The sequence below is a fragment of the Bacillus sp. EB106-04-02-XG92 genome (assembly GCF_058791995.1).
Window position 1 is genome coordinate 119,419 of record NZ_JBYTEA010000011.1, and the last position, 19,919, is coordinate 139,337.

Annotated in this window: 23 protein-coding genes; 5 read left to right on the plus strand and 18 right to left on the minus strand. The window is 35.2% G+C overall.

Annotated features, from left to right (window positions below; all coding sequences use genetic code 11):
- Positions 1-149: 149 nt before the first annotated feature.
- From AC3WVA_RS22815 to AC3WVA_RS22845, 7 genes are all read right to left on the minus strand, one after another.
- Positions 150-1,235, minus strand: coding sequence for a DUF871 domain-containing protein (locus AC3WVA_RS22815; protein ID WP_349303154.1), 1,086 nt, complete (start codon positions 1,233-1,235; stop codon positions 150-152).
- Positions 1,225-1,503: a hypothetical protein gene (locus AC3WVA_RS22820; protein WP_071759272.1), complete on the minus strand. Its 279-nt coding sequence runs from the start codon at positions 1,501-1,503 to the stop codon at positions 1,225-1,227. Before AC3WVA_RS22820 ends, AC3WVA_RS22815 begins: the two co-directional genes overlap by 11 nt.
- The gene (locus tag AC3WVA_RS22825; protein ID WP_001013061.1) at positions 1,479-2,789 is read right to left on the minus strand and encodes a PTS sugar transporter subunit IIC; all 1,311 of its coding nucleotides are present in this window, start codon (positions 2,787-2,789) and stop codon (positions 1,479-1,481) included. Before AC3WVA_RS22825 ends, AC3WVA_RS22820 begins: the two co-directional genes overlap by 25 nt.
- Positions 2,790-2,871: 82 nt before the next feature.
- The gene (locus tag AC3WVA_RS22830; RefSeq protein WP_098520034.1) at positions 2,872-3,177 is read right to left on the minus strand and encodes a PTS sugar transporter subunit IIB; all 306 of its coding nucleotides are present in this window, start codon (positions 3,175-3,177) and stop codon (positions 2,872-2,874) included.
- 1 nt (position 3,178) lies between these two features.
- Positions 3,179-3,499, minus strand: a complete 321-nt coding sequence (locus tag AC3WVA_RS22835; protein WP_070805287.1) for a PTS lactose/cellobiose transporter subunit IIA — start codon at positions 3,497-3,499, stop codon at positions 3,179-3,181.
- Positions 3,500-3,610: 111 nt separating this feature from the next.
- Positions 3,611-5,551 (minus strand): BglG family transcription antiterminator, encoded by a 1,941-nt coding sequence (locus AC3WVA_RS22840; RefSeq protein ID WP_349303153.1) that lies wholly within the window; start codon positions 5,549-5,551, stop codon positions 3,611-3,613.
- Between the two features lie 74 nt (positions 5,552-5,625).
- Positions 5,626-6,714 (minus strand): DUF871 domain-containing protein, encoded by a 1,089-nt coding sequence (locus tag AC3WVA_RS22845; RefSeq protein ID WP_098346392.1) that lies wholly within the window; start codon positions 6,712-6,714, stop codon positions 5,626-5,628.
- A gap of 318 nt (positions 6,715-7,032) precedes the next feature.
- On the opposite strand from AC3WVA_RS22845, the gene AC3WVA_RS22850 reads away from it, so the two are divergent.
- Entirely contained in the window at positions 7,033-8,235 is a 1,203-nt protein-coding gene (locus tag AC3WVA_RS22850; RefSeq protein ID WP_098346393.1) for an MFS transporter, read from the plus strand.
- Positions 8,236-8,566: 331 nt separating this feature from the next.
- On the plus strand, positions 8,567-10,222 hold the full coding sequence (locus tag AC3WVA_RS22855) for a Na/Pi cotransporter family protein (RefSeq protein ID WP_098346394.1): 1,656 nt from the start codon (positions 8,567-8,569) through the stop codon (positions 10,220-10,222).
- Between the two features lie 34 nt (positions 10,223-10,256).
- Here AC3WVA_RS22855 and AC3WVA_RS22860 read toward each other — a convergent pair whose 3' ends face one another.
- Entirely contained in the window at positions 10,257-11,342 is a 1,086-nt protein-coding gene (locus AC3WVA_RS22860; protein WP_142321041.1) for an acrylyl-CoA reductase family protein, read from the minus strand.
- Between the two features lie 227 nt (positions 11,343-11,569).
- Between AC3WVA_RS22860 and AC3WVA_RS22865 the strand changes: the two genes are divergently transcribed.
- Complete coding sequence (locus AC3WVA_RS22865) at positions 11,570-12,772, plus strand: LCP family protein (protein WP_071759310.1); 1,203 nt, start codon at positions 11,570-11,572, stop codon at positions 12,770-12,772.
- Positions 12,773-12,920: 148 nt separating this feature from the next.
- Complete coding sequence (locus AC3WVA_RS22870; RefSeq protein ID WP_098346396.1) at positions 12,921-13,361, plus strand: hypothetical protein; 441 nt, start codon at positions 12,921-12,923, stop codon at positions 13,359-13,361.
- A gap of 33 nt (positions 13,362-13,394) precedes the next feature.
- Here AC3WVA_RS22870 and AC3WVA_RS22875 read toward each other — a convergent pair whose 3' ends face one another.
- From AC3WVA_RS22875 to AC3WVA_RS22920, 10 genes are all read right to left on the minus strand, one after another.
- Complete coding sequence (locus tag AC3WVA_RS22875) at positions 13,395-14,159, minus strand: sulfite exporter TauE/SafE family protein (RefSeq protein ID WP_071759279.1); 765 nt, start codon at positions 14,157-14,159, stop codon at positions 13,395-13,397.
- A gap of 33 nt (positions 14,160-14,192) precedes the next feature.
- The gene (locus tag AC3WVA_RS22880) at positions 14,193-14,672 is read right to left on the minus strand and encodes a DsrE/DsrF/DrsH-like family protein (protein ID WP_098520038.1); all 480 of its coding nucleotides are present in this window, start codon (positions 14,670-14,672) and stop codon (positions 14,193-14,195) included.
- A 72-nt stretch (positions 14,673-14,744) separates the two neighbouring features.
- Complete coding sequence (locus tag AC3WVA_RS22885) at positions 14,745-15,041, minus strand: rhodanese-like domain-containing protein (protein ID WP_071759280.1); 297 nt, start codon at positions 15,039-15,041, stop codon at positions 14,745-14,747.
- A 14-nt stretch (positions 15,042-15,055) separates the two neighbouring features.
- A complete protein-coding gene (locus AC3WVA_RS22890; protein ID WP_071759281.1) occupies positions 15,056-15,415 on the minus strand; it encodes a rhodanese-like domain-containing protein in 360 nt (119 codons plus the stop codon).
- A 30-nt stretch (positions 15,416-15,445) separates the two neighbouring features.
- Positions 15,446-15,676 (minus strand): sulfurtransferase TusA family protein, encoded by a 231-nt coding sequence (locus AC3WVA_RS22895; RefSeq protein WP_048526303.1) that lies wholly within the window; start codon positions 15,674-15,676, stop codon positions 15,446-15,448.
- Between the two features lie 32 nt (positions 15,677-15,708).
- Positions 15,709-16,839, minus strand: coding sequence for an MBL fold metallo-hydrolase (locus AC3WVA_RS22900; RefSeq protein WP_098520039.1), 1,131 nt, complete (start codon positions 16,837-16,839; stop codon positions 15,709-15,711).
- Positions 16,840-16,876: 37 nt separating this feature from the next.
- Positions 16,877-17,437: a sulfurtransferase TusA family protein gene (locus tag AC3WVA_RS22905; protein ID WP_247998777.1), complete on the minus strand. Its 561-nt coding sequence runs from the start codon at positions 17,435-17,437 to the stop codon at positions 16,877-16,879.
- Between the two features lie 88 nt (positions 17,438-17,525).
- Positions 17,526-17,789 carry a metal-sensitive transcriptional regulator gene (locus tag AC3WVA_RS22910; RefSeq protein ID WP_000456206.1) on the minus strand — a complete coding sequence of 88 codons (264 nt, stop codon included), beginning with the start codon at positions 17,787-17,789 and terminating at the stop codon, positions 17,526-17,528.
- A gap of 186 nt (positions 17,790-17,975) precedes the next feature.
- On the minus strand, positions 17,976-18,560 hold the full coding sequence (locus tag AC3WVA_RS22915) for a DUF3238 domain-containing protein (RefSeq protein ID WP_098520041.1): 585 nt from the start codon (positions 18,558-18,560) through the stop codon (positions 17,976-17,978).
- Between the two features lie 133 nt (positions 18,561-18,693).
- Positions 18,694-19,278: a DUF3238 domain-containing protein gene (locus AC3WVA_RS22920; RefSeq protein WP_087957437.1), complete on the minus strand. Its 585-nt coding sequence runs from the start codon at positions 19,276-19,278 to the stop codon at positions 18,694-18,696.
- Positions 19,279-19,423: 145 nt separating this feature from the next.
- Here AC3WVA_RS22920 and AC3WVA_RS22925 point away from each other — a divergent pair, with 145 nt between their 5' ends.
- Positions 19,424-19,894, plus strand: a complete 471-nt coding sequence (locus AC3WVA_RS22925) for a MarR family winged helix-turn-helix transcriptional regulator (protein ID WP_098229270.1) — start codon at positions 19,424-19,426, stop codon at positions 19,892-19,894.
- Positions 19,895-19,919: the final 25 nt, after the last annotated feature.

Below are 19,919 nucleotides of genomic sequence, written 5' to 3' on the forward strand. Positions count from 1 at the left end.
AGTCTCATTGTTGAGGCTGACTCTTTTTTTATGATTCTCATATTCTTTTTCTCCCGTCCAAATTAAATCTATCTCTTTGCATTCTATATACGAGAGATTACTATTTCAACAAAAAAAGAGGATGCCATAGCATCCTCTCCTGCCCTTCCCTATTCCACACAAGTAAACTGTGTCCAAGCTCCTACATAATCTAGTAAGAATAACTCCTCTTCTGCAATTGTACCGACAATATTTTTCCGTTCATCTATCGGCATTTCTTTTAGAATAATTTGCAATTCGCCTTTATACTTACCAAATGAGTTGTTTCCAATTACAACTTGCCCTCTTTCCTGTAATACACTTTCGCGCACTGGGAAGTCATAGTCTTTATACTTTTTACGTACTTCTGTAGAGCGCACCATATATTCTGTTATGTCGCCGCGTCTTACGTGTAATTCTTGCAGCGTGGCTCTCTTTTCTACTTCTGTCGCTTCGCCTACAAAGTTTACCTTTAGCTGTAACATGTAACGATTTAAGTTTCCTAGTTTCTCTAACTCGTCTTCACTCGCATAAGCATTTCCGATAATCACATCATCGATTAGCCCTGTTGCCCATAAATGTTTCGCTTGTACTTCAATCGGTAAGTTACGATGCTCTTCTAGCGTACATAATCCGTCATTAATATCCCATGGACCGATGTTAGCTGCATGTGACGTAATAAACGCTGCCGTGCGAATACCATGCTTTTTAAAGCGTTCGCTACAGCGAATGAAATAATCATACGGAAGACCAGTGAATTTTTGCGGATAAAAGTTATGGCAACCAATTAAAGCTGGTTTATTCGCCTGATGCGAAAGAATATTTTCTAAGTATGCAATATCATTACTTACGTTCAGTTCAATTTTTAAGCCATACGGATTATTCGTCATTTTTGCTTCTGTTAATCCATCAAAACCTAAATCTAAACGAATACCGTCTGCACCTAACTCTGCAAAGAACGATAGATCGCTATAGCTAATACCAAGTTGATCAAATACTGCCGGAGCTACATCTAAAATAACTTCCATATTATGATCTTTTGCATGATTAATAATTTCTTTAAATTCAGCTACAATTTCTTCTTTCGGACGATTTACAGATAATAGACATGTGAATATTCTTGAAAAACCGTGGCGTGCCGCTGCCGAAATGTATGCCATATCTTGTTCTTTCGTTGAATGCTCTGGATAAAGTGAAATTCCTAATTTACGCTCCATGCTTTTGCATCTCCTTCACACGTTGTATTAATGCCATGCTTGTAAATCTATATTTTGCAGATAAACATGTTGCACATAAAATCGTTGGTACAATAATTACGTATGGTGATTGTAATCCTAACATTACATAAGCACCCATTGAACAACCGATAAATAAAATTGATACGAGTAGTAAAACTAATAAAGATTTACTTTGTACCCATTTTGAATAATGTGCAATACACTGCCCCACTATGAATGTAATTAAGATGATAATTGCTCCGAGCATTTTTCTTTCTCCTCTCCTGCTACTTGTTGTTTCTCATACATTTTGAAGAACGGATAGTAAATAACGAATGAGATAACAAAGTTAACAAGTACAAGTACACCAGCCATAATTGTCCAGTCCGTACTAATAACCGCTGCAATTGGTGCTAACATCGTAAATGGCAATTTCGCCATCATTAGCGGAATCATCCCTGAAACAACTGCGAAATATGATACTGTTGTTGTCACTAACGGTGTAATAACGAATGGAATAATTAAGATTGGGTTCATTACAATTGGTGCCCCGAAAATAATTGGTTCGTTAATATTGAATAAGCCGGGCACGAATGATAATCTACCTAACTCTTTTAGGAACTTAGATTTAGAGAACATAAACATAATAACTAAAGCTAACGTTGAGCCTGATCCACCGATCCATACGAACCATTGAATAAATTGCTCTGTAAATAAGTTTGGTAATTGATGTGCATTTCCTGTAGCTGTGAATACTTCCATATTTTCAAGAATTGCTGAATCCCACATCGGACGAATGATTGGTCCTAAAATCGCAGGGCCATGTATACCGAATGACCAGAAGAACACGATTAAGAATACTGTTAATAAACCACCGAATAAATTATTTCCTACTAATACTGATTTTAGTGGTGCGATTAAATATGTGATTGTTGTATTTACATCAAATTTTAAACCGTAACGAATACCCCAGAATAAAAGAATAACGACTAAAGTTGGAATTAATGCTGCAAACGAATTTGAAACTGCTGGTGGTACACTATCTGGTAATTTAATCGAGATATTATGCTTAATCATAAAGTGATAAATTTCTACTGCAATTAAGGCTGTAACAATTGCTCCGAATAAAGATGTTGCACTTAATGTTCCTACTGAAATATATCTACCTGCATCAATAACGCCTGGTACAGCTTTCGTAATTTGAATTGGTTCAACTGATGCTAGTAAAAAGGCGAGTACAGATAACAATCCTGCACTTAACTGATTGAGCTGATAAAAGTTCGCGAGTGAAGCTCCTACCCCAAATGCTGCGTATAACGCCATTAAACCTACTGTAAATCGGAATGGAATATCTAAAATATGGCGAAACGGTGCAATCCACTCCATATATGCATCAATTGGTAAATTTAAAAAGATAACGAAAAATGATCCGACAATCGTTAACGGCAATGTAGAAATAACTCCGTTTCGAATTGCTAATAAATGTCGTTGCCCTGCAATCTTTTGTGTTGTTGGCATAATCTTTTGTTCCATAAAACTCATAAAACCATTCATCAATACCCCTCCTCTTTTTCCTTACTATGAAAGAATGAAATAAAGTTATAACATTATAATGTTTATATTTAAAAAAATATAATTATGCTAAAACTAATTGTTCTGCTTGTTTCAATACTTTCAAACCGTCACACATGCCATAATCTCGTTGCTCTATAATTGCAACCGGTATATCGTATGACTTCGCAAGAAACTGTACCGCTGGAAACAAATACTTCACCTGTGGTCCAATTAAAACAACATCAGCATTTTTTATCTCCAGTTTGACGAGCTCTGAATCAACTGCTTTAATTTTATAACTCTTCCCTTGTCTCATTGCCTCTTCTTGCATTTTTCTTACAACCATACTCGTTGACATGCCTGCCGCACAACATAATAAAATGTACATCTTATACTGTCACTTTCTCTTCTATTCGTTTATGAAGAGTGATAAATTCTTCAGCAAGTTCTTTCACTGTAATTGCATTCATTAAATGATCTTGTGCATGCACTAACAGTAAACTGATTTCTGCATGATTTCCTCTTGCTTCTTCTTGAATTAAGTCTGTTTGAATGCGATGAGCTGCTGAAATTTCTTCACTAGCAAGTGTCATCTTTTCACTCGCATTCTCAAAATCTCCTTGTCTTGCAAAAGCAATTGCTTCAAGTGACGCGCTTCTCGCGTTGCCACCATGTAAAATTAACGCAAATGGAGTTTGCATATCAGTCATTTTAAATTCCCCCAAGCTATCTTTTTTCTATATTGTTATCTTATTATGAAAACGCATACAATTAAACATAAAAAACTTCCGTTGTGTAACGGAAGTTTTTATATACTTCTCTTATAACGATAATAATATCTCTTGAAAATCTTCAATTACTTTAGCCTGAGCTAATTTCTCTATCGTATTTTGATTAGACATAATATCATATAAAAAATCATAAAGCTTTTGTAAATCTTCATTATTATTGCGCTTTACACTAAATAAAATAATAACTTGTACTTTCTTATCTCCCCAGTCAACCGCTTTATTAAGTGTACAAAACATCAAAAATGTTTTCTCGCTTAATAACTGCATCGGATGTGGAATCGCAACTAAATTCCCGACCGCTGTAGGAGATGTATTCTCTCTTTCCATAACAGAATCATAAAAGTTTTCTGTTACATAGTTTTTCTCAGCAGCTTTCTCACATAAAAATTGAATAACCTCTTCCTTCGTAGAAGCGCTATGATTTAAAAAGATTAAATCTTCCTTCATATATTGCTGCACACTAGTATTCACATTCGTAAACAACTGCTGACCGATTAACTTAATCTCTTTATCATCAAATATTGAGTTTACTTTTATAACAGGTACAGGCAAACCACTTGGTATATGAATCGTACTAATAATACAATCTATCTTTTCTTTATAAAGATCTTCTACTTTCAATTGATAATAGCCTGTAATCCCTACAATCTCTAATTTATCTCGGAACTGTGATAGAATTTTATATTTCAATAACTGGGCGCTTCCTTGACCAGTCGCACAAACTAATAAACATCTTTTCTTTTGATTCTGTTCCTGCAAACGACTCATCGCTCCACCAAAGTGAATCGCAATATAACCAATTTCACTTTCCGGAATCGATTCTCCCGTATATTCACCAATTATATCTCCAACGAGAACCGCAATTTCAAAAGCATACGGATAATTCTTTTTCACTTCTGCCAAAAGAGGATTTCTCGTATTTAACTTATACTTCAAACGATTTAATAACGTTTTTAAATGAACACCAAATCCAAATAATAATTCTTCATCATAATAAAAAATAAGATTGCGTTCTTCCGCTACTTTAAAAAGAATATGTTGCATAAATGCATATAGATCTTTCCCTAATAATTCTTCTACATTTTCATAACGATCTTTCGCTGTAACGGCAGTACTTAATAAATGCATCGTCACATATAAAACTTCTTCTTCGGGAAATGAAAGATCCAACGCTTTCTCTAAATCCCCTACAATCTTTTTCGCAATTGTATATTCTTGCTTTATGATAAGTTCAGCTCGCTCCTTATTTAGCCCTTTCATATAATGGTGATCTTCACAACGTTTTAACGCGATCGCAATATGAATGACTAAATTATCAATTTCTATATCTGATAAATATATCGTTCCTCCCTCGATATACTTTAATATAACCGAACGGATAAGCGGTATATGAGGTAACGATACATATGTATCACTCTGCTCAAATTGCTCATGAAACGGAGTATGATCATAACGTGGTAAACCATATTGTGATAAACAAGAACGAATACTAAACTCCTCTCCGACAATACGTATACCATAATACGGTCTCTTTTCAATTTGTAATTGATAACGACCACATATATCTGTAACATCTTTCATAATTAAATTTACAGTCGATTTACTTACATAAATCTCCTCTGCTAACTGTGAAAGCTTCACATACCCATCTGTCGTTAAAATACGTTGCAGGATGTAAGCTATCCTTTCTTCATAAGAAGTTGGGATCTTTTCCGTCTGTTTTTGAAATAGATTCACGCAAAATTCTTCAAACTTCTTCGCTTGTATAATTTCTAGTTCGTATCCAGTCCCTCTTTGCGATTCAATTTTCGCTCCGTTTTCTTCCAATATATCATTTAATAATTTTATATCTTTTTGAATTGTCTTCGTTGATACATGTAAACGGCTCGCTAAAAAAGCTCGATTTAACATCGATTTCTCTTCTAAAAACCCTTCTAAAATAGAAACTAATCGCTGATGCACCTTTGTCATAGCTCTTCCTCTCGCAATATATATAAAAAGGAAAAAGCTGCTGAGGTCAGTAGTTTTTTCCTTTTTTATTTAATCTATTTCTTTAATGTAAACCCGAATTTATCCCATGCTTGTAAATAATCTAATAAGAAAATTTCTTCTTCCTCAATTCGGCCAACTACATTTGTTTTTCCTGTGTTCACCATATCTTTTAAAGCAATTTGTAACTCACCTTTATATTGACCGTACTGTTCATTATCAATTAAAAGATCACCGCGTTTAATTTCGCGTGTATTATGTGGTTTGAATTCTTCTTTCTTATACTTCACACGACTTTGTGTCGAGCGAATCATGTATTCAGATACATCTCCGCGATAAAAATGCGGTTCCTCTAATACAATAATTTTTTCTAATTCTGTTGTTGTATCATATAACTCTATATCAAAAGTTTGTTTTTCTTTATTTAATGCACCTAGTGCCTCTAATTCTTTTTCTGATGCATACGCATTCGCAATAATGACATCATCAATTAATTCTGTCGCAAATAAATGCTTCGCCTGTGTTGTCATCGGTAATTCACGATGCTGCTCTAACGTACATAATCCTTCTGTTACTGGCCAAGGCCCATATGTTGCATCAAATGATGAAATAAAAGCAGCCGTTCTCATACCGTAATCTTTAAATTGTTTCGAGCATTTAATGAAATGATCGTATGATAATCCTGAATAACGATGCGGATAAAAATTATGACACCCAATTAAATTTTCACGATTCGGTCTATGGCTCATAATGTTATCAACATATTTCGTACCGTTACTCATATTAATTTCAATTTTTAAGCCGTATGGATTGTAAGTCATAATCGATTCTTCTAAACCAGAGAACCCAACATCTAAACGAATACCGTACGCACCTAATTCATGGAAGAACGATAAATCATTATATGAAATACCTAATTGTGTAAAGACAGATGGACTAATATCAACTAATACTTGGAACCCTAATGAATTTGCATGAGAGATCGTTTCTTTAAACTCTTCTATAATTTTCTCTTTCTCTCCATCTACAGACAATAAGCATGTGAATACACGTGTAAATCCGTATTTACTTGCTAATGTTAAATATTCCTTATCTTTCTCTACTGTTGAATGTTCTGGATAAATAGAAATACCTAATCGTCTCATATGTACACGCCTCTTTCTTCATTGTTTTGTAAACCTTTTCAAATATATGTAGTGAAAAAGTATATATCCCCTTCTCATTCACTACTTTTTGAATCCGCTTTCTTTAAAGAAAAAACAATTTCTATCATTCATAACAACTACAAGTCTATACATCTATACTTTACAACTTTTTTTCATAGTTGTGTAGCTTTTACACAAATTTGTCAGTTTTTCCACCTCGAAAATTGTTATACGTTTTCAAGGCACCTTCCTTGACTGTTACATTGACCAATACATATACTCGAAAGAACAGAGAAATTTTATATAGGGGATGAATATATGGGAGAGGCAATACTCGTAAAACGAGAACCATTATGGACGAAAGAGTTTGTTGCTTTAATTCTAGCAAACTTATGTATGTTTTTAGGGTTTCAAATGTTAATTCCTACTTTACCTGTTTATGTGAAAGAAATTGGCGGAACAAGTTCCAATATCGGATTAGTTGTCGGTATGTTTACCGTTGCAGCACTTTTTGTTAGACCACTAACGGGAAATGCCTTGCAAAAGTTTAGCAAAAAAATCATTTTAATGATCGGTACTGCTATTTGTTTACTCGCTATGGGTAGTTATCTTTTCGCTTCAACCGTCTTCCTATTACTTGCCGTTCGAATTTTACACGGAGCTGGTTTTGGTATTACAACGACTACATATGGAACTGTCGTTTCAGATTTAATTCCACAAGCTAGACGCGGTGAAGGCATGGGGTATTTCGGTCTTTCTGGAACAATTGCAATGGCGCTTGGTCCACTTATTGGACTTTGGCTTATGCAAACATATAACTTCACAATTCTTTTTTTATGTGCACTTTCCTGTACAGTAGTTTCATTAATATTAACGAAACTACTTCAAATCAAAAAATCGCCGCAACCACCAAAGCAAACATCTGGTACCTTCCTCGATGGATTTATCGAGCGCAAAGCTTTACTTCCTTCATTATTAATATTATGTATTACATTAATGTACGGAGGAATCGGGAGCTTTATTACATTATTCGCTACCGAAGTCGGAATTGCTGATATTAGCCTCTTCTTCTTATTTAATGCACTGGCAATCGCTGTCACTCGTCCGTTTTCTGGAAAGTTATACGATGCGAAAGGTCATACATTCGTTATCATTCCAGGAGTTATTATTACGTTTGTAGGTATTATTTTATTGTCGTATACAACTACTATTCCGAGTTTAATTATTGCAGCAGCATGCTACGGAAGTGGTTTTGGAGCGATCCAACCTGCACTGCAAGCATGGATGATTGACCGAGTAGCACCGCACCGACGAGGCGTCGCAACCGCTACATTCTTCTCCGCATTCGACCTTGGAATTGGTGCTGGCGCAATTATATTTGGATTCATTGCACATTTTACAAACTATGCAACTGTATATCGCTATTCTTCTCTACTCCTTATTGCTTTCCTGTTCATTTACATCACAAGTGTAAGGAAACAAAAGCATGGAGATAAAAACAGAGAAAAAGCTGCTGGATAATTTCAGCGGCTTTTTTATCGTATTTTTGATGTTATAAAACTACATGCATTTCCCTACATATTTTTTTAACTTTCATCAAAAAATATACGATGAACTCTCAGACGCTTTCCTTGATATTTAACTGAAAAATACTATTCTAAAAAGTGTGATTTCTTTACAAAATTAAGATTTATATAAGCTGAAAACCAATAAAATACAGCTGTTTCTTTAATTAATTGTAAACTTTTTATCTCTTTGTAAAGTTAGTGTAAATTTTACTAACAAACCGTTTACAGTGCCTCAAGGTTCAGTTAATAATTACATCGTACATGAAATTTAAGGAGTGGAATGCGTGGAATATAATGTTCAAGAAATGATCTTCCAATTCATTGGTGGATTAGGTATTTTCTTATTCGGGATTAAATACATGGGCGATGGACTGCAACAAGCTGCTGGAGATCGTCTTCGCGATATTTTAGATCGCTTTACAACAAACCCACTTATGGGTGTACTAGCAGGTATGTTAGTTACTGTATTAATCCAATCAAGTTCAGGAACAACCGCTTTAACAGTCGGACTTGTAAGTGCCGGATTTATGACATTAAGACAAGCAATCGGTGTTATTATGGGTGCGAACATCGGAACGACAGTTACTGCATTTATTATCGGAATTAAAATCGGAGAATACGCTCTCCCAGTTATGGCAGTTGGAGCGATTTTACTATTCTTCTTTAAAAATAAAAAAGTACATTCTGTAGGTCAAGTTGTATTCGGTTTTGGTATGTTATTCTTCGGTTTAGAATTAATGAGCGCAGGTATGAAACCTCTTCGTTCTTTAGAGTCATTCCAAGAGTTAATGATTAGCATGAGTGACAATCCAATTTTAGGAATTATTGTCGGTACAGTGTTCACTTTAATTGTACAAAGCTCAAGCGCAACAATCGGTATTTTACAAGAACTATTCGGTCAAGGTGCAATCGATTTACAAGCTTCTCTTCCTGTATTGTTCGGTGATAACATCGGTACAACAATTACAGCAGTATTAGCAGCAATCGGTACTTCAATTGCAGCAAGACGTGCAGCATTAGTTCACGTTATCTTTAATATTATCGGTACCATTATCTTTACAATTTTATTAGTACCATTTACAAGTTTAATCCAGTATTTCCAAACGTCATTAAACTTAAATCCAGAAATGACAATTGCATTTGCACATGGAACATTTAACGTAACAAATACAATCATTCAGTTCCCATTTATTGCAGTATTAGCATGGATCGTAACAAAAATCATTCGTGGTGAAGATTCATCTATTAACTTCAAACCGCAACATTTAAATCCAATCTTTATTGAGCAATCTCCAGCTATCGCTTTAACTGAAGCTCAAAAAGAGGTTGTGCGTATGGCTGAATTTTCATTACACGGCTTAAAAGAAGCGAATCAATATTTAAATACACAAGATAAAAAGCATGAAAACATGGCTACTCAATTAGAAGGAGCTATTAACAATTTAGATAAAAAAATTACCGAGTATTTAGTTTTACTATCAGAAAAGCCGCTCTCACCTTCAGACTCTGAAAAACATTCCGTTTTAGCTGGTGTTGTTGGAGATATTGAACGTGTTGGTGATCATGTAGAAAACCTAGTAGAACTTGTAGATTTCCAAATTTCAAACCGCGTTTCACTATCAGACGAAGCACTAGCTGAACTAAATGAAATGCTTGAATTAACGATTTCAACATTACAAGACGCAGTTGAAGCTTTAACAAACTTCGATACTGAACTAGCACAAACGGTTATTGCAAAAGAACGTAAAATTGACCAAATGGAACGTGTTCTTCGTAAACGTCACGTATTACGTCTGAACGAACGTAGCTGTTCAGGTGATGCAAGCATCATCTTCGTTGATATGGTAAGTAACTTAGAGCGTATCGGTGATCACGCTGTAAATATTGCTGATGGTGTTTTAGGTGAACAAGGTAAAGTCAATTTAAAACAATCATTATAATAAGAAAGAGACGCTAATGTAAGCGTCTCTTTTCTTATTTCATATTTACAACAGTTCTTCCCTTTAACTTTCCTTGCAATATAAGTGTAAACTTCTCATCTAACTCTTCTAATGTACATTCTTCTGTATAAGATAGTACCTCATTATTTTTCCATTCACTTGCTAAGAGCGTCCACACATCTCTTCTCACATCCACTGGGCATTGCACAGAATCTATCCCTAAAAGGCTTATGCCTCGCAAAATAAACGGATATACCGTTGTTTGTAATTCCTGACCTGCTACATTACCACATGTCGTTACACAACCACCATACTTTACTATTTTTAAAGCTGTTTCTAATATACTGCCGCCTACAGTATCGATAACCCCGGCGTATATCCCTTTTAGCATCGGTCTTCCTGATTCATCATTCAATTCCGCGCGATGAATCACTTTTTTCGCTCCTAGACGTAGTAGCATCTCTTCCTCTTCCATTTTCCCTGTCGCTCCTACTACGTTAAATCCTAACTTACTTAAAATACTAACAGCTACACTCCCTACGCCGCCTGTAGCACCCGTTACTAAAACATCTCCCATACTAGGCGTGATACCTGCTCTCATAAGCTTATATACCGATAAAGCAGCTGTAAAACCTGCTGTCCCGTACATCATGCTTTCCTTTAATGACATTCCCTCTGGTAAAGGGACAATCCAAGATGCTGGCACGCGAATATATTCTCCGAAACCACCAGAAGTATTCATCCCTAAATCATATCCCGTTACAATGACTTGATCTCCTACCTTAATAGTAGTATCTTCACTACTCACAACTTCCCCTGCTGCATCAATGCCTGGCGTATGAGGATATGTTCTCGTAACACCTTTATTACCAGTAGCTGAAAGCGCATCTTTATAATTTAATGAAGAATAATGAACCTGTATTAATATGTCCCCCTCAGGCAAACTACTTACTTCTCTCTCGACAACGTTTCTTACAAACTGCTTACTTTCTATTTCGTTCACAACGATTGCTCGGAATGATGTATGATTCATTATGTCCTCTCCTTTATCCGTCAAATTCTTCTTTATTATATAGAAGAAACTAGTAAACCTACTCATTTCTTCTTGGCTATATTTCAACAAATCTTACTTCTCTATTACTTTCTCATAATACATATTTTCATTTCTACTAAAAAACCTTATACTTATTCTACATCTAAAAAATAAAATATATAAAATCTGACTTTTTATAAATAAATTGAATTTTTACGAAATGTAAATGATTTGTAATGTTTTTTTTCGCTAAATTTCATTATAATAAGTGGATATGAGTGTCGTATTTCAATCCAAATGAAGGAGTACAAGAAATGGAGCAAAACCCATCTTTGCAAGAAAATACACGCAGTAAACCGAAAAAAAGTAAGAAAAAAACAAAAATTATTATAAGCGTTATACTATTCTTTTTAATAGTAGGTGGCGGTTATACTTGGTTTTTAGTAAATAAAGCATCTTCTGCTGTTCGAAATGCCGCACATGATTTAGCGCGCGGTGATAAATCTGATTTACGTGATAAAGCTGTAAAACCTATTACAAACAATGTCTCTGTTTTAATAATGGGTGTTGATGAAAGTGATGTCCGGGGGAAAGAATATGGTGGCGCTATAAGAACAGATGCGCTTTTACTTGCAACTTTTAATAAAGATAGCAAAACTGTTAAACTATTAAGTATCCCACGTGACACATATACTTATATTCCAATAGAAAAGAAAAAAGATAAAATTACACACGCTCATGCATTCGGTTCTGCTAAAAACGGAAAAAATGGTGGACCACAAGCAAGCATTGATGCAGTTGAAAAATTAATGAATGTTCCTGTCGATTATTTTGTGAAATTTAACTTTAAATCATTTATAAAAATCGTCGATGACTTGGGCGGTGTTGAAGTTGATGTACCAGTTGAATTTACTGAGCAAGATAGCAATGATAATGCAGAGGCAATTCACCTAGAAAAAGGTGTTCAAAAGTTAAATGGCGAAGAAGCTCTTGCTCTTGCTAGAACGCGCCACATCGATAGTGATGCAATGCGTGGACAACGTCAACAGCTCGTTATTGAAGCAATTTTACACAAACTAACAAGCGTTGGCTCTGTAACAAAAGTTGGTAACATCATTGATGATATTAACGGGCAATTCGTTACAAACTTAACATTTGATGATATGCTTTCATTCTATAAGTACGGATCGGATTCAGAAATCGAGAAATTACAAATTCAAGGTGACGACTGCTATATGGAAAAAGGTGACGATACATGTAGCAAATCCGCTGGTGGCGGCCGAACGTATTACTACAATCCAGATAAAAAAGAATTAGCAAAAGTTACAAACGATCTTCGTGCTCATCTCGGATTACCTGCATATACAAAAACAGACTCTGATTCGAAGAAAACAAATACAGAGAAAACAAAAGAATCTAAATCTGAAAATTCAAGTGAACGAGAATCAAGTAACAACGAAGTAAAAAATAAAAATAGCAATGAAGACACAGAAACATCGTCTAACGACAATGAATAAAAAAGAAGCAGTTCTCTATGGAGGTAGAGTACTGCTTCTTTTTATTTATCCGGAAATAAAAATCAGAACTTTCTAACTATCTTTTTTAATATTTTTAAATTATAATAAATAGTAGCAATCTATTCCAATTATCAGGGGGCTCATACATATGAAAGCTGCAGTAAAACATAACATCTCAGATTTTAAAGACTACTTAAAATCAAACGATATATACATGGAAGAAAATATAGATGAAAATGATGGTTCTGTTCACTTTTCAGTAGGATTAGAAACAGAAGCTGGTGCAAAAATTCAACTTATCGCTGCTTTCCAAAACGAACATCCTACTGTAGATATATACTGCTTCAATGTTGCTCACGTACCGGATGCAGCAGCAACAAATGACATTTTGCACGTTATCAATGAATTAAACACATCTTATCGATTTGCAAAATTCACATTAAACAAGCAAAATGCAATTGATATTTCAGCATCACTTGCATTCTCAGAACCAAACTTTAATCCAGCACTTGTATTTGAACATACTAGAATGCTATATAAATTAGCAAATGACGAATATAAAAACTTAATGAAAGTTATTTGGGCATAAGTAAAAGGATGGGCTGCAAGCAGCACCATCCTTTTATTTCGATAACATATCAATCCACATCTTAACAGCAGTTCCTACAATCAAAATCGATAACATATATTGCAGTGCTTTTTGATTGATCCTCTTCCCAATTCGCGCTCCAAGCGGCGCAGCAATGATACTTGCAACCGCAATAATAAGAGCTGGAATTACAACTACTTGCCCAGTTATCACTTTTCCAGTCGTAATCCCTACTGAGGAAATAAATGTAATTGCGATAGATGTTGCTATTGTTGTGCGTATCGGCAATTTTAAAATAACTAGCATAATCGGAACTAATAAGAAAGAACCTCCAGCTCCTATAATGCCTGATGCTCCGCCTACAATAAATGCTAACAAACTTGCTAACCATTTATTATATTTCACTTCATCACCATTATTTCGTTTCGGTACGAACATCATAATAGCAGCTATTGTTGCTAACGCTGCATAAACAACATTGACCGTATGTTCCGCTAATACGTTAGCACCAAAACTCCCTATGAAGCTTCCTATTAATATACTAGCTCCCATATATACAACTAGCGTTTTATCCATATCATTACTTTTCCGATAGGCCCATGCCCCTGCAAAAGTTGCAAAGAATACTTGCACCGCTGTAATACCACTCACTTCATGTGACGTATAGCCAGTAAATCCTAGCAATACCGGAATGTATAAGATCATCGGATAATTAATAATCGCACCGCCAATTCCAACCATTCCTGATATAAACGATCCGATAAACCCAATTATAAAAAGTAATACGACTAAGTTCACCTTATATCCCCCGCCTTCTAAAAAGAAGGTGATTTAAATGAATAAGTTCACATTCCCATCTGAAGCATCTGCTAAATATGCTCCGACTCCTGCAAACTCTACCCCTTCCATAATCTCTTCCTCTTTTAACCCTAATAAATCTACTGTCATTTGACAAGCGACAAGTTTAATCCCCTGTTCTTTCGCCAAATCTATTAAATCTGGCAAAGGCATCGCATTATGTTTTTTCATAATACCTTTAATCATCTTTGGTCCCATACCAGCAAAATTCATTTTTGATAATCCCATCTTATCCGCACCACGCGGCATCATCTTTCCAAATACTTTTTCGATGAAAGTTTTCTTTACCTTCACATGCTCATCTTTCCTTAAAGCATTTAAGCCCCAAAAAGTATGAAAAATAGTTACCTCTTGATCGTATGCCGCTGCACCATTTGCAATAATATAAGCAGCCATCGCTTTATCATAATCTCCGCTAAATAAAATGATTGTTGTTTTCTTCTGTTGTTCCATATTGTTCTCCCTCCAATTACCTATAGGGGTATTTTATTATTTATAAAAAGGCTCAAATCATTTATCCCTGTACTATAAGACTTTACCTTCCCACGCTAACATACCACCTACCATATTGATCGCTTGAAAACCGTAGCTCTCTAAAAACTGAACTGCTCTTGCACTTCTTCCGCCAGAGCGACAAACGATAATATACTCCTTCTTTTTATCCAACTCATGCATACGAAACTCTAATAGTCCTAATGGAATGTTACATGCTTCTGGAATTTTCCCCTCGGCCACTTCTTCTACTTCACGTACGTCTACAATATTTACTTCTTCTTTACGTAACAATTTTTCTGCTAATTCTTTTACTGTCATTTCTTTCATTTTAAATTCCCTCCTCACAAACCATTCATACCGCCTGAAACATTGATAACGTGCTGAAACCCTAATTTCTTTAATACTTTTGCTGCTTGCTTACTTCTCATCCCGCTCTGACAAATAACGATTACTTCTTTATTTTTATCTAACTGATTTGCTTTACTAGATAACTCATTTAACGGGATATTTTGAAATCCTTTCATATGATTGCCTCTATATTCACCTACTGTGCGAACATCGATAAATTGTTTTCCCTTTTTTCCTGCTATACGCTTTAATTCTTTCCCACTTATATTTTGAACACCTTTCACCGGTAAAAAACGTGAAATAACAAACGCTGCAGCTAGTACAATGAAAAGCGTACTTAATATTGTATTCATATAACCAACCTCTCTACATTTATAAACATGCTACGCCTTCTTAATCCAGAATTTCAGCACATCAGCTTCTTCTTCATGCTTTACGATGTCATGACCACCTTTATTTGCCCACGCTGGAATATCCTTAACTGATCCTTTATCCGTTACATGTACTTCTAACACTTCTCCAGTTTGCAAAGTATCCATCGCTTTCTTCGTTCTTACAATCGGCATTGGACATGCTAAACCTTTCGCATCTAATACTTGTTTTACATTCATCATCTATTCCTCCATTTTTTTATTTGTTTATTTCATTATTCATGAACTGCACAACGGTTTGGACCAATCTCCATTTCACGCTCTTCATCCACACTCGGATGAATTTTACCCATATTCGTTTGACGAATTTCTTCGTAAGCATTCGGCTGAGGTGGTAAATTCTCTGTTACAACTTTACGAAACTCTCCCTCATCCTCAATATTTAATCCTGCATTATACGCAAACAAATCTTTTAATTTAGCACTAACAATACCACTCTCGTCCATTTCACTTATTTTTGAATAATGAGCCGGTAACACAACTAAATTTTGAGATAGTTCTTTATATCGGCTATACAAAGTAGTACGTAAATCACTTACCCAATCTTCAGCTTTCCCAGCAAGGTCTGGACGCCCAATTGAATCTACAAATAAAATATCGCCTGATAATAAATAGGAATCATCTACAATAAATGACGTACTTCCAATCGTATGCCCCGGTGAGTATAATGCGTCAATTTCAATTTTAGTACCCCCCACCGTAATAACAGATCCTTCAACAAGTGGTTTATATGAGAACACAACTTCCTCCGCATCCTTTGGCGGCAACCAATACGTACCACCTACTTTTTCCGCTAACTTACGTCCGCCAGAAATATGGTCTGCATGTAAATGTGTATCCATTACATTCGTAATCGTAACGCCATGCTCTTTCGCAAACTCTTCGTACGCTTCAACTGTTCTTACTGCATCAATAACTGCTGCTTCACCGTTTGAAATCACCATATATGATAAGCAACCTTTTCCAAGGCGGTTAAACTGATACATACTTCCGCCATCTTTTAAATCTCCCACTTTTATAGGCTTTACATATTCACTCCAAGCCTTCATACCACCAGATAAATAATAAATATTTTCTAATCCAGCCTCTGTTAACTGCTCTGCCACAAATATAGAAGCCCCTTCTTTTGCACATACTACTAAAACATCTTTATCCTTAGGTAATTCACTTACAATATGATTTACACCATCTAACAAATCAAAATAAGGTTTATTAATAGAAGAAACTTGTTTCCCTTCAATTTTCCAATCTTCATAATCCGTCTCATTTCGAACATCTAAAATAAACAACTCTCCAAATAAAACTTTCTCTGCAACATCTTTTGCTTGTAATGCTTTAACATCCATCTAATTACCCCCGTAGGTATATTTTTATTTAAAAATTTTATTTTTCCACATTCCCTTGCCACTCTAACATGCCTGGAATGACATTTTTCACATTTGCATAACCTTTCTCTTTCAACATGTGGCAAGCTACATCACTACGGTTACCAGTTCGGCAAACAACGTAAATTTGCTTCGTCTGATCTAACGCTGCACTGTCTAATTCTCCTAACGGCATGGAAACAGCCGATGGAATATGACCAAAAGCGAATTCCGCCGCTTCACGAACATCTACTATAATACACTCTTCACCACTTAATACTATCTCTTCCAATTCCGAATTCGTAATTGTATGAGGATATTTCACTATTTCATTCATTTCATGCTCATTTGCTTTTCTAACGTAATGCATCAATACATCACCTTCTTGTTTCGTACCGATATATTGATGACCTACTTTATTCGCCCAACTTTGTATATCTACAGTAGACCCTTTATCTGTTGCCTGAACTTCAATCACTTGCCCTGACGTCAATCCTTCCATCGCCTTCTTTGTCTTTACAATCGGCATCGGACAAGCCAAACCTTTACAATCTAGATTCATATCTACTTTTATACCCATAGTCGATTCCTCCATAATTTATATACACGTACCTGTAGGGGTATGTTAAAATGTTTTTGAAAATCTGTCAACAATTATGTCTGACAGATTATCGGCTTTTTACAAGTAATTGAACAGCTTCTTTAATTAACTCTTCATTTGAACCATTACCGCTTTCAAACTGCTCACGCAAACATTGCTCTAAATTTGTCCCAACAACAAGTCCAATTGTACGATCTAGTGCAGAACGAGATGCCGTTAACTGTGTAATAACCTCTCGGCAATCTTTTCCTTCTTCCATCATACGAAGTACACCACGAACTTGCCCTTCAATACGTTTCAATCTATTTTTCATATCTTGATTGTATTCCAATGTAACCCACCTCCGTATTTATAACTATATTATACATTACTTTGTAACTTTGTATAACATAATATACCCTATAAGGTATATTGTAAAGCCTTTTTTGAAACTTTCTAACGTATAGTAAAAATGCAAAAGCCACTGGTTTTATTGACTTTTGCATTTCTCAACTACACTGCATTATTATCTCACTTCTTATAAACTCTTTTTAAAACTATAATCCATTTCTCCACCTAGTGCTGCCGCTGTATCACCAGTTTCTCTAAAATCATGTGTATATATTTTTTCAAATGAACCGAAATCTACTTGCTTATAAAATTCAAAACAAGGGAATCCATCATGCTCTCCTTGAATATCAATACTACCATCCCGTTTCACACATACATGTAATACATAATCCACAGGAGGTGCATATACATTTAATGGATTACTTGCACTCGCACTCATTTTGAATTGCACACCTTCAGAATTCCATGTGATATCAGTACACACAATATTCTCTGTACTTGCTTTCCCTGTTCTTTTATTCACAGAACCATCCGGATTCGTAATCTTCTCTGTCGTAATACCTGTGTTCGCATATGAAAACACTTCTTCTTTATAAAAATCAACTACTACCTCTTGCTCAACCCTAGAGCGCATAGTATTTACCGCATTTGGTGTAAATTCACGTGAATCACCTTCGAATTGAATTACTTTTCCTGTTTCCATATCCTTTTTAGCTTCAGTCCAAGACATTGGAATAAATACACTGGCTCTAATTTTCACGATGTTAGTCATAAGAAACACCTCTATAATTTTATTTTAGATACTGAATACTATTGAGTAAAATAGGCCATAATTTCAATCCTAAAACCAATAGATTTCTCTTTTACTTTTCTACTTCCTTCTAAAAATAGCGCTATATTTATGTTTAGACTGTCGTTTTAAAGCTATATTCCATCTCTCCAGCTAGTGCTGCTGGAGTATCATTTGTTTCTCTAAAATCATGTGTATACATTGATTCAAACGGACCAAAATCTACTTGTTTATAAAATTCATAGCAAGGGAAACCATCATGTACACCTTCAACATGCACAGTACCACTTTTATTAACTCGTATAGCCAACAAATAATCAGCTGCAGGTGCTGCCGTATTTAACGGATTACTGGCACTTGCTCTCATTTCAAATGAAACTTCATCCTCGCCCCATACGATATTCGTACATACAATATTTTCTGTACTTGTTTCTCCTTTTTGATACTCAGTTGAGCCATCTGGATTTATAATCTTCACTGTGACGATACAAGCATCTGCATATGTGAAAATTTCTCTTTTATAAAAATCAATATTCACTTCTTGTTCTAACCTTGAACGCTTTGCGTTCACCGCGTATGGTGTAAACTCACGTGCATCTCCAGCATATTCAAACGATCTTCCTGTTACAGGATCCTTAATAGGTTCCAGCGATGCATATGGTGCAAAAACACTCCCTCTAATTTTTACGATATGAACCATGTGAAACCTCCATTGATTCTATTTATATAAATCATTATTTGTTCTACCAACACAATATAGTCAATTTGATTGACTATATTGTGTATAGTACAATAAGTATTACATATAGTCAACTTAATTGACTACAAGTGCGGAGGTTATATATATGGATCAAACATTTAACGAGTTAGATCTTACATCGCTTTTATCATTATCATTTAGCACATTAATTACTGAGCTACATGACAAATTAAGTGAATTAGGGTTTGAAGATATTAGGCCAGCACATGGTTTTATGTTCAAACGCATCCTTCCTAATGGGGCAACTGGTATAGAGCTAGCTGAGTATTTAGGGATTTCCAAACAAGCTATAAGTAAAATGGTGGATTCTCTTGAGAGTAATGGCTACGTTACACGCAAAACACATCCTACTGATAAAAGGGGTAAAATCATTGTTTTAACCGAACGTGGTTTAGCAGTAATGAAAGCTAAAGAAGAAATAGTAGCTGAAATAGAGCAGCGATGGATTGAAAACATTGGTACAGAACGAATGCAAATGCTAAAAGAAGATTTAACAACATTCGTTACTAAAGAAAATACAGAGAAATTATCATCAAATATACGACCTGTCTGGTAAACAAAAAACGAATTCACTTTGATTC

Coding starts and splice junctions, on each gene's coding strand:
- AC3WVA_RS22815 (WP_349303154.1), bottom strand. CDS start 1,235: ATGGAGCGTAAATTAGGAATTTCACTTTATCCAGAGCATTCAACGAAA.
- AC3WVA_RS22820 (WP_071759272.1), bottom strand. CDS start 1,503: ATGCTCGGAGCAATTATCATCTTAATTACATTCATAGTGGGGCAGTGT.
- AC3WVA_RS22825 (WP_001013061.1), bottom strand. CDS start 2,789: ATGAATGGTTTTATGAGTTTTATGGAACAAAAGATTATGCCAACAACA.
- AC3WVA_RS22830 (WP_098520034.1), bottom strand. CDS start 3,177: ATGTACATTTTATTATGTTGTGCGGCAGGCATGTCAACGAGTATGGTT.
- AC3WVA_RS22835 (WP_070805287.1), bottom strand. CDS start 3,499: ATGACTGATATGCAAACTCCATTTGCGTTAATTTTACATGGTGGCAAC.
- AC3WVA_RS22840 (WP_349303153.1), bottom strand. CDS start 5,551: ATGACAAAGGTGCATCAGCGATTAGTTTCTATTTTAGAAGGGTTTTTA.
- AC3WVA_RS22845 (WP_098346392.1), bottom strand. CDS start 6,714: ATGAGACGATTAGGTATTTCTATTTATCCAGAACATTCAACAGTAGAG.
- AC3WVA_RS22850 (WP_098346393.1), top strand. CDS start 7,033: ATGGGAGAGGCAATACTCGTAAAACGAGAACCATTATGGACGAAAGAG.
- AC3WVA_RS22865 (WP_071759310.1), top strand. CDS start 11,570: ATGGAGCAAAACCCATCTTTGCAAGAAAATACACGCAGTAAACCGAAA.
- AC3WVA_RS22870 (WP_098346396.1), top strand. CDS start 12,921: ATGAAAGCTGCAGTAAAACATAACATCTCAGATTTTAAAGACTACTTA.
- AC3WVA_RS22880 (WP_098520038.1), bottom strand. CDS start 14,672: ATGGAACAACAGAAGAAAACAACAATCATTTTATTTAGCGGAGATTAT.
- AC3WVA_RS22885 (WP_071759280.1), bottom strand. CDS start 15,041: ATGAAAGAAATGACAGTAAAAGAATTAGCAGAAAAATTGTTACGTAAA.
- AC3WVA_RS22890 (WP_071759281.1), bottom strand. CDS start 15,415: ATGAATACAATATTAAGTACGCTTTTCATTGTACTAGCTGCAGCGTTT.
- AC3WVA_RS22895 (WP_048526303.1), bottom strand. CDS start 15,676: ATGATGAATGTAAAACAAGTATTAGATGCGAAAGGTTTAGCATGTCCA.
- AC3WVA_RS22900 (WP_098520039.1), bottom strand. CDS start 16,839: ATGGATGTTAAAGCATTACAAGCAAAAGATGTTGCAGAGAAAGTTTTA.
- AC3WVA_RS22905 (WP_247998777.1), bottom strand. CDS start 17,437: ATGGGTATAAAAGTAGATATGAATCTAGATTGTAAAGGTTTGGCTTGT.
- AC3WVA_RS22915 (WP_098520041.1), bottom strand. CDS start 18,560: ATGACTAACATCGTGAAAATTAGAGCCAGTGTATTTATTCCAATGTCT.
- AC3WVA_RS22920 (WP_087957437.1), bottom strand. CDS start 19,278: ATGGTTCATATCGTAAAAATTAGAGGGAGTGTTTTTGCACCATATGCA.
- AC3WVA_RS22925 (WP_098229270.1), top strand. CDS start 19,424: ATGGATCAAACATTTAACGAGTTAGATCTTACATCGCTTTTATCATTA.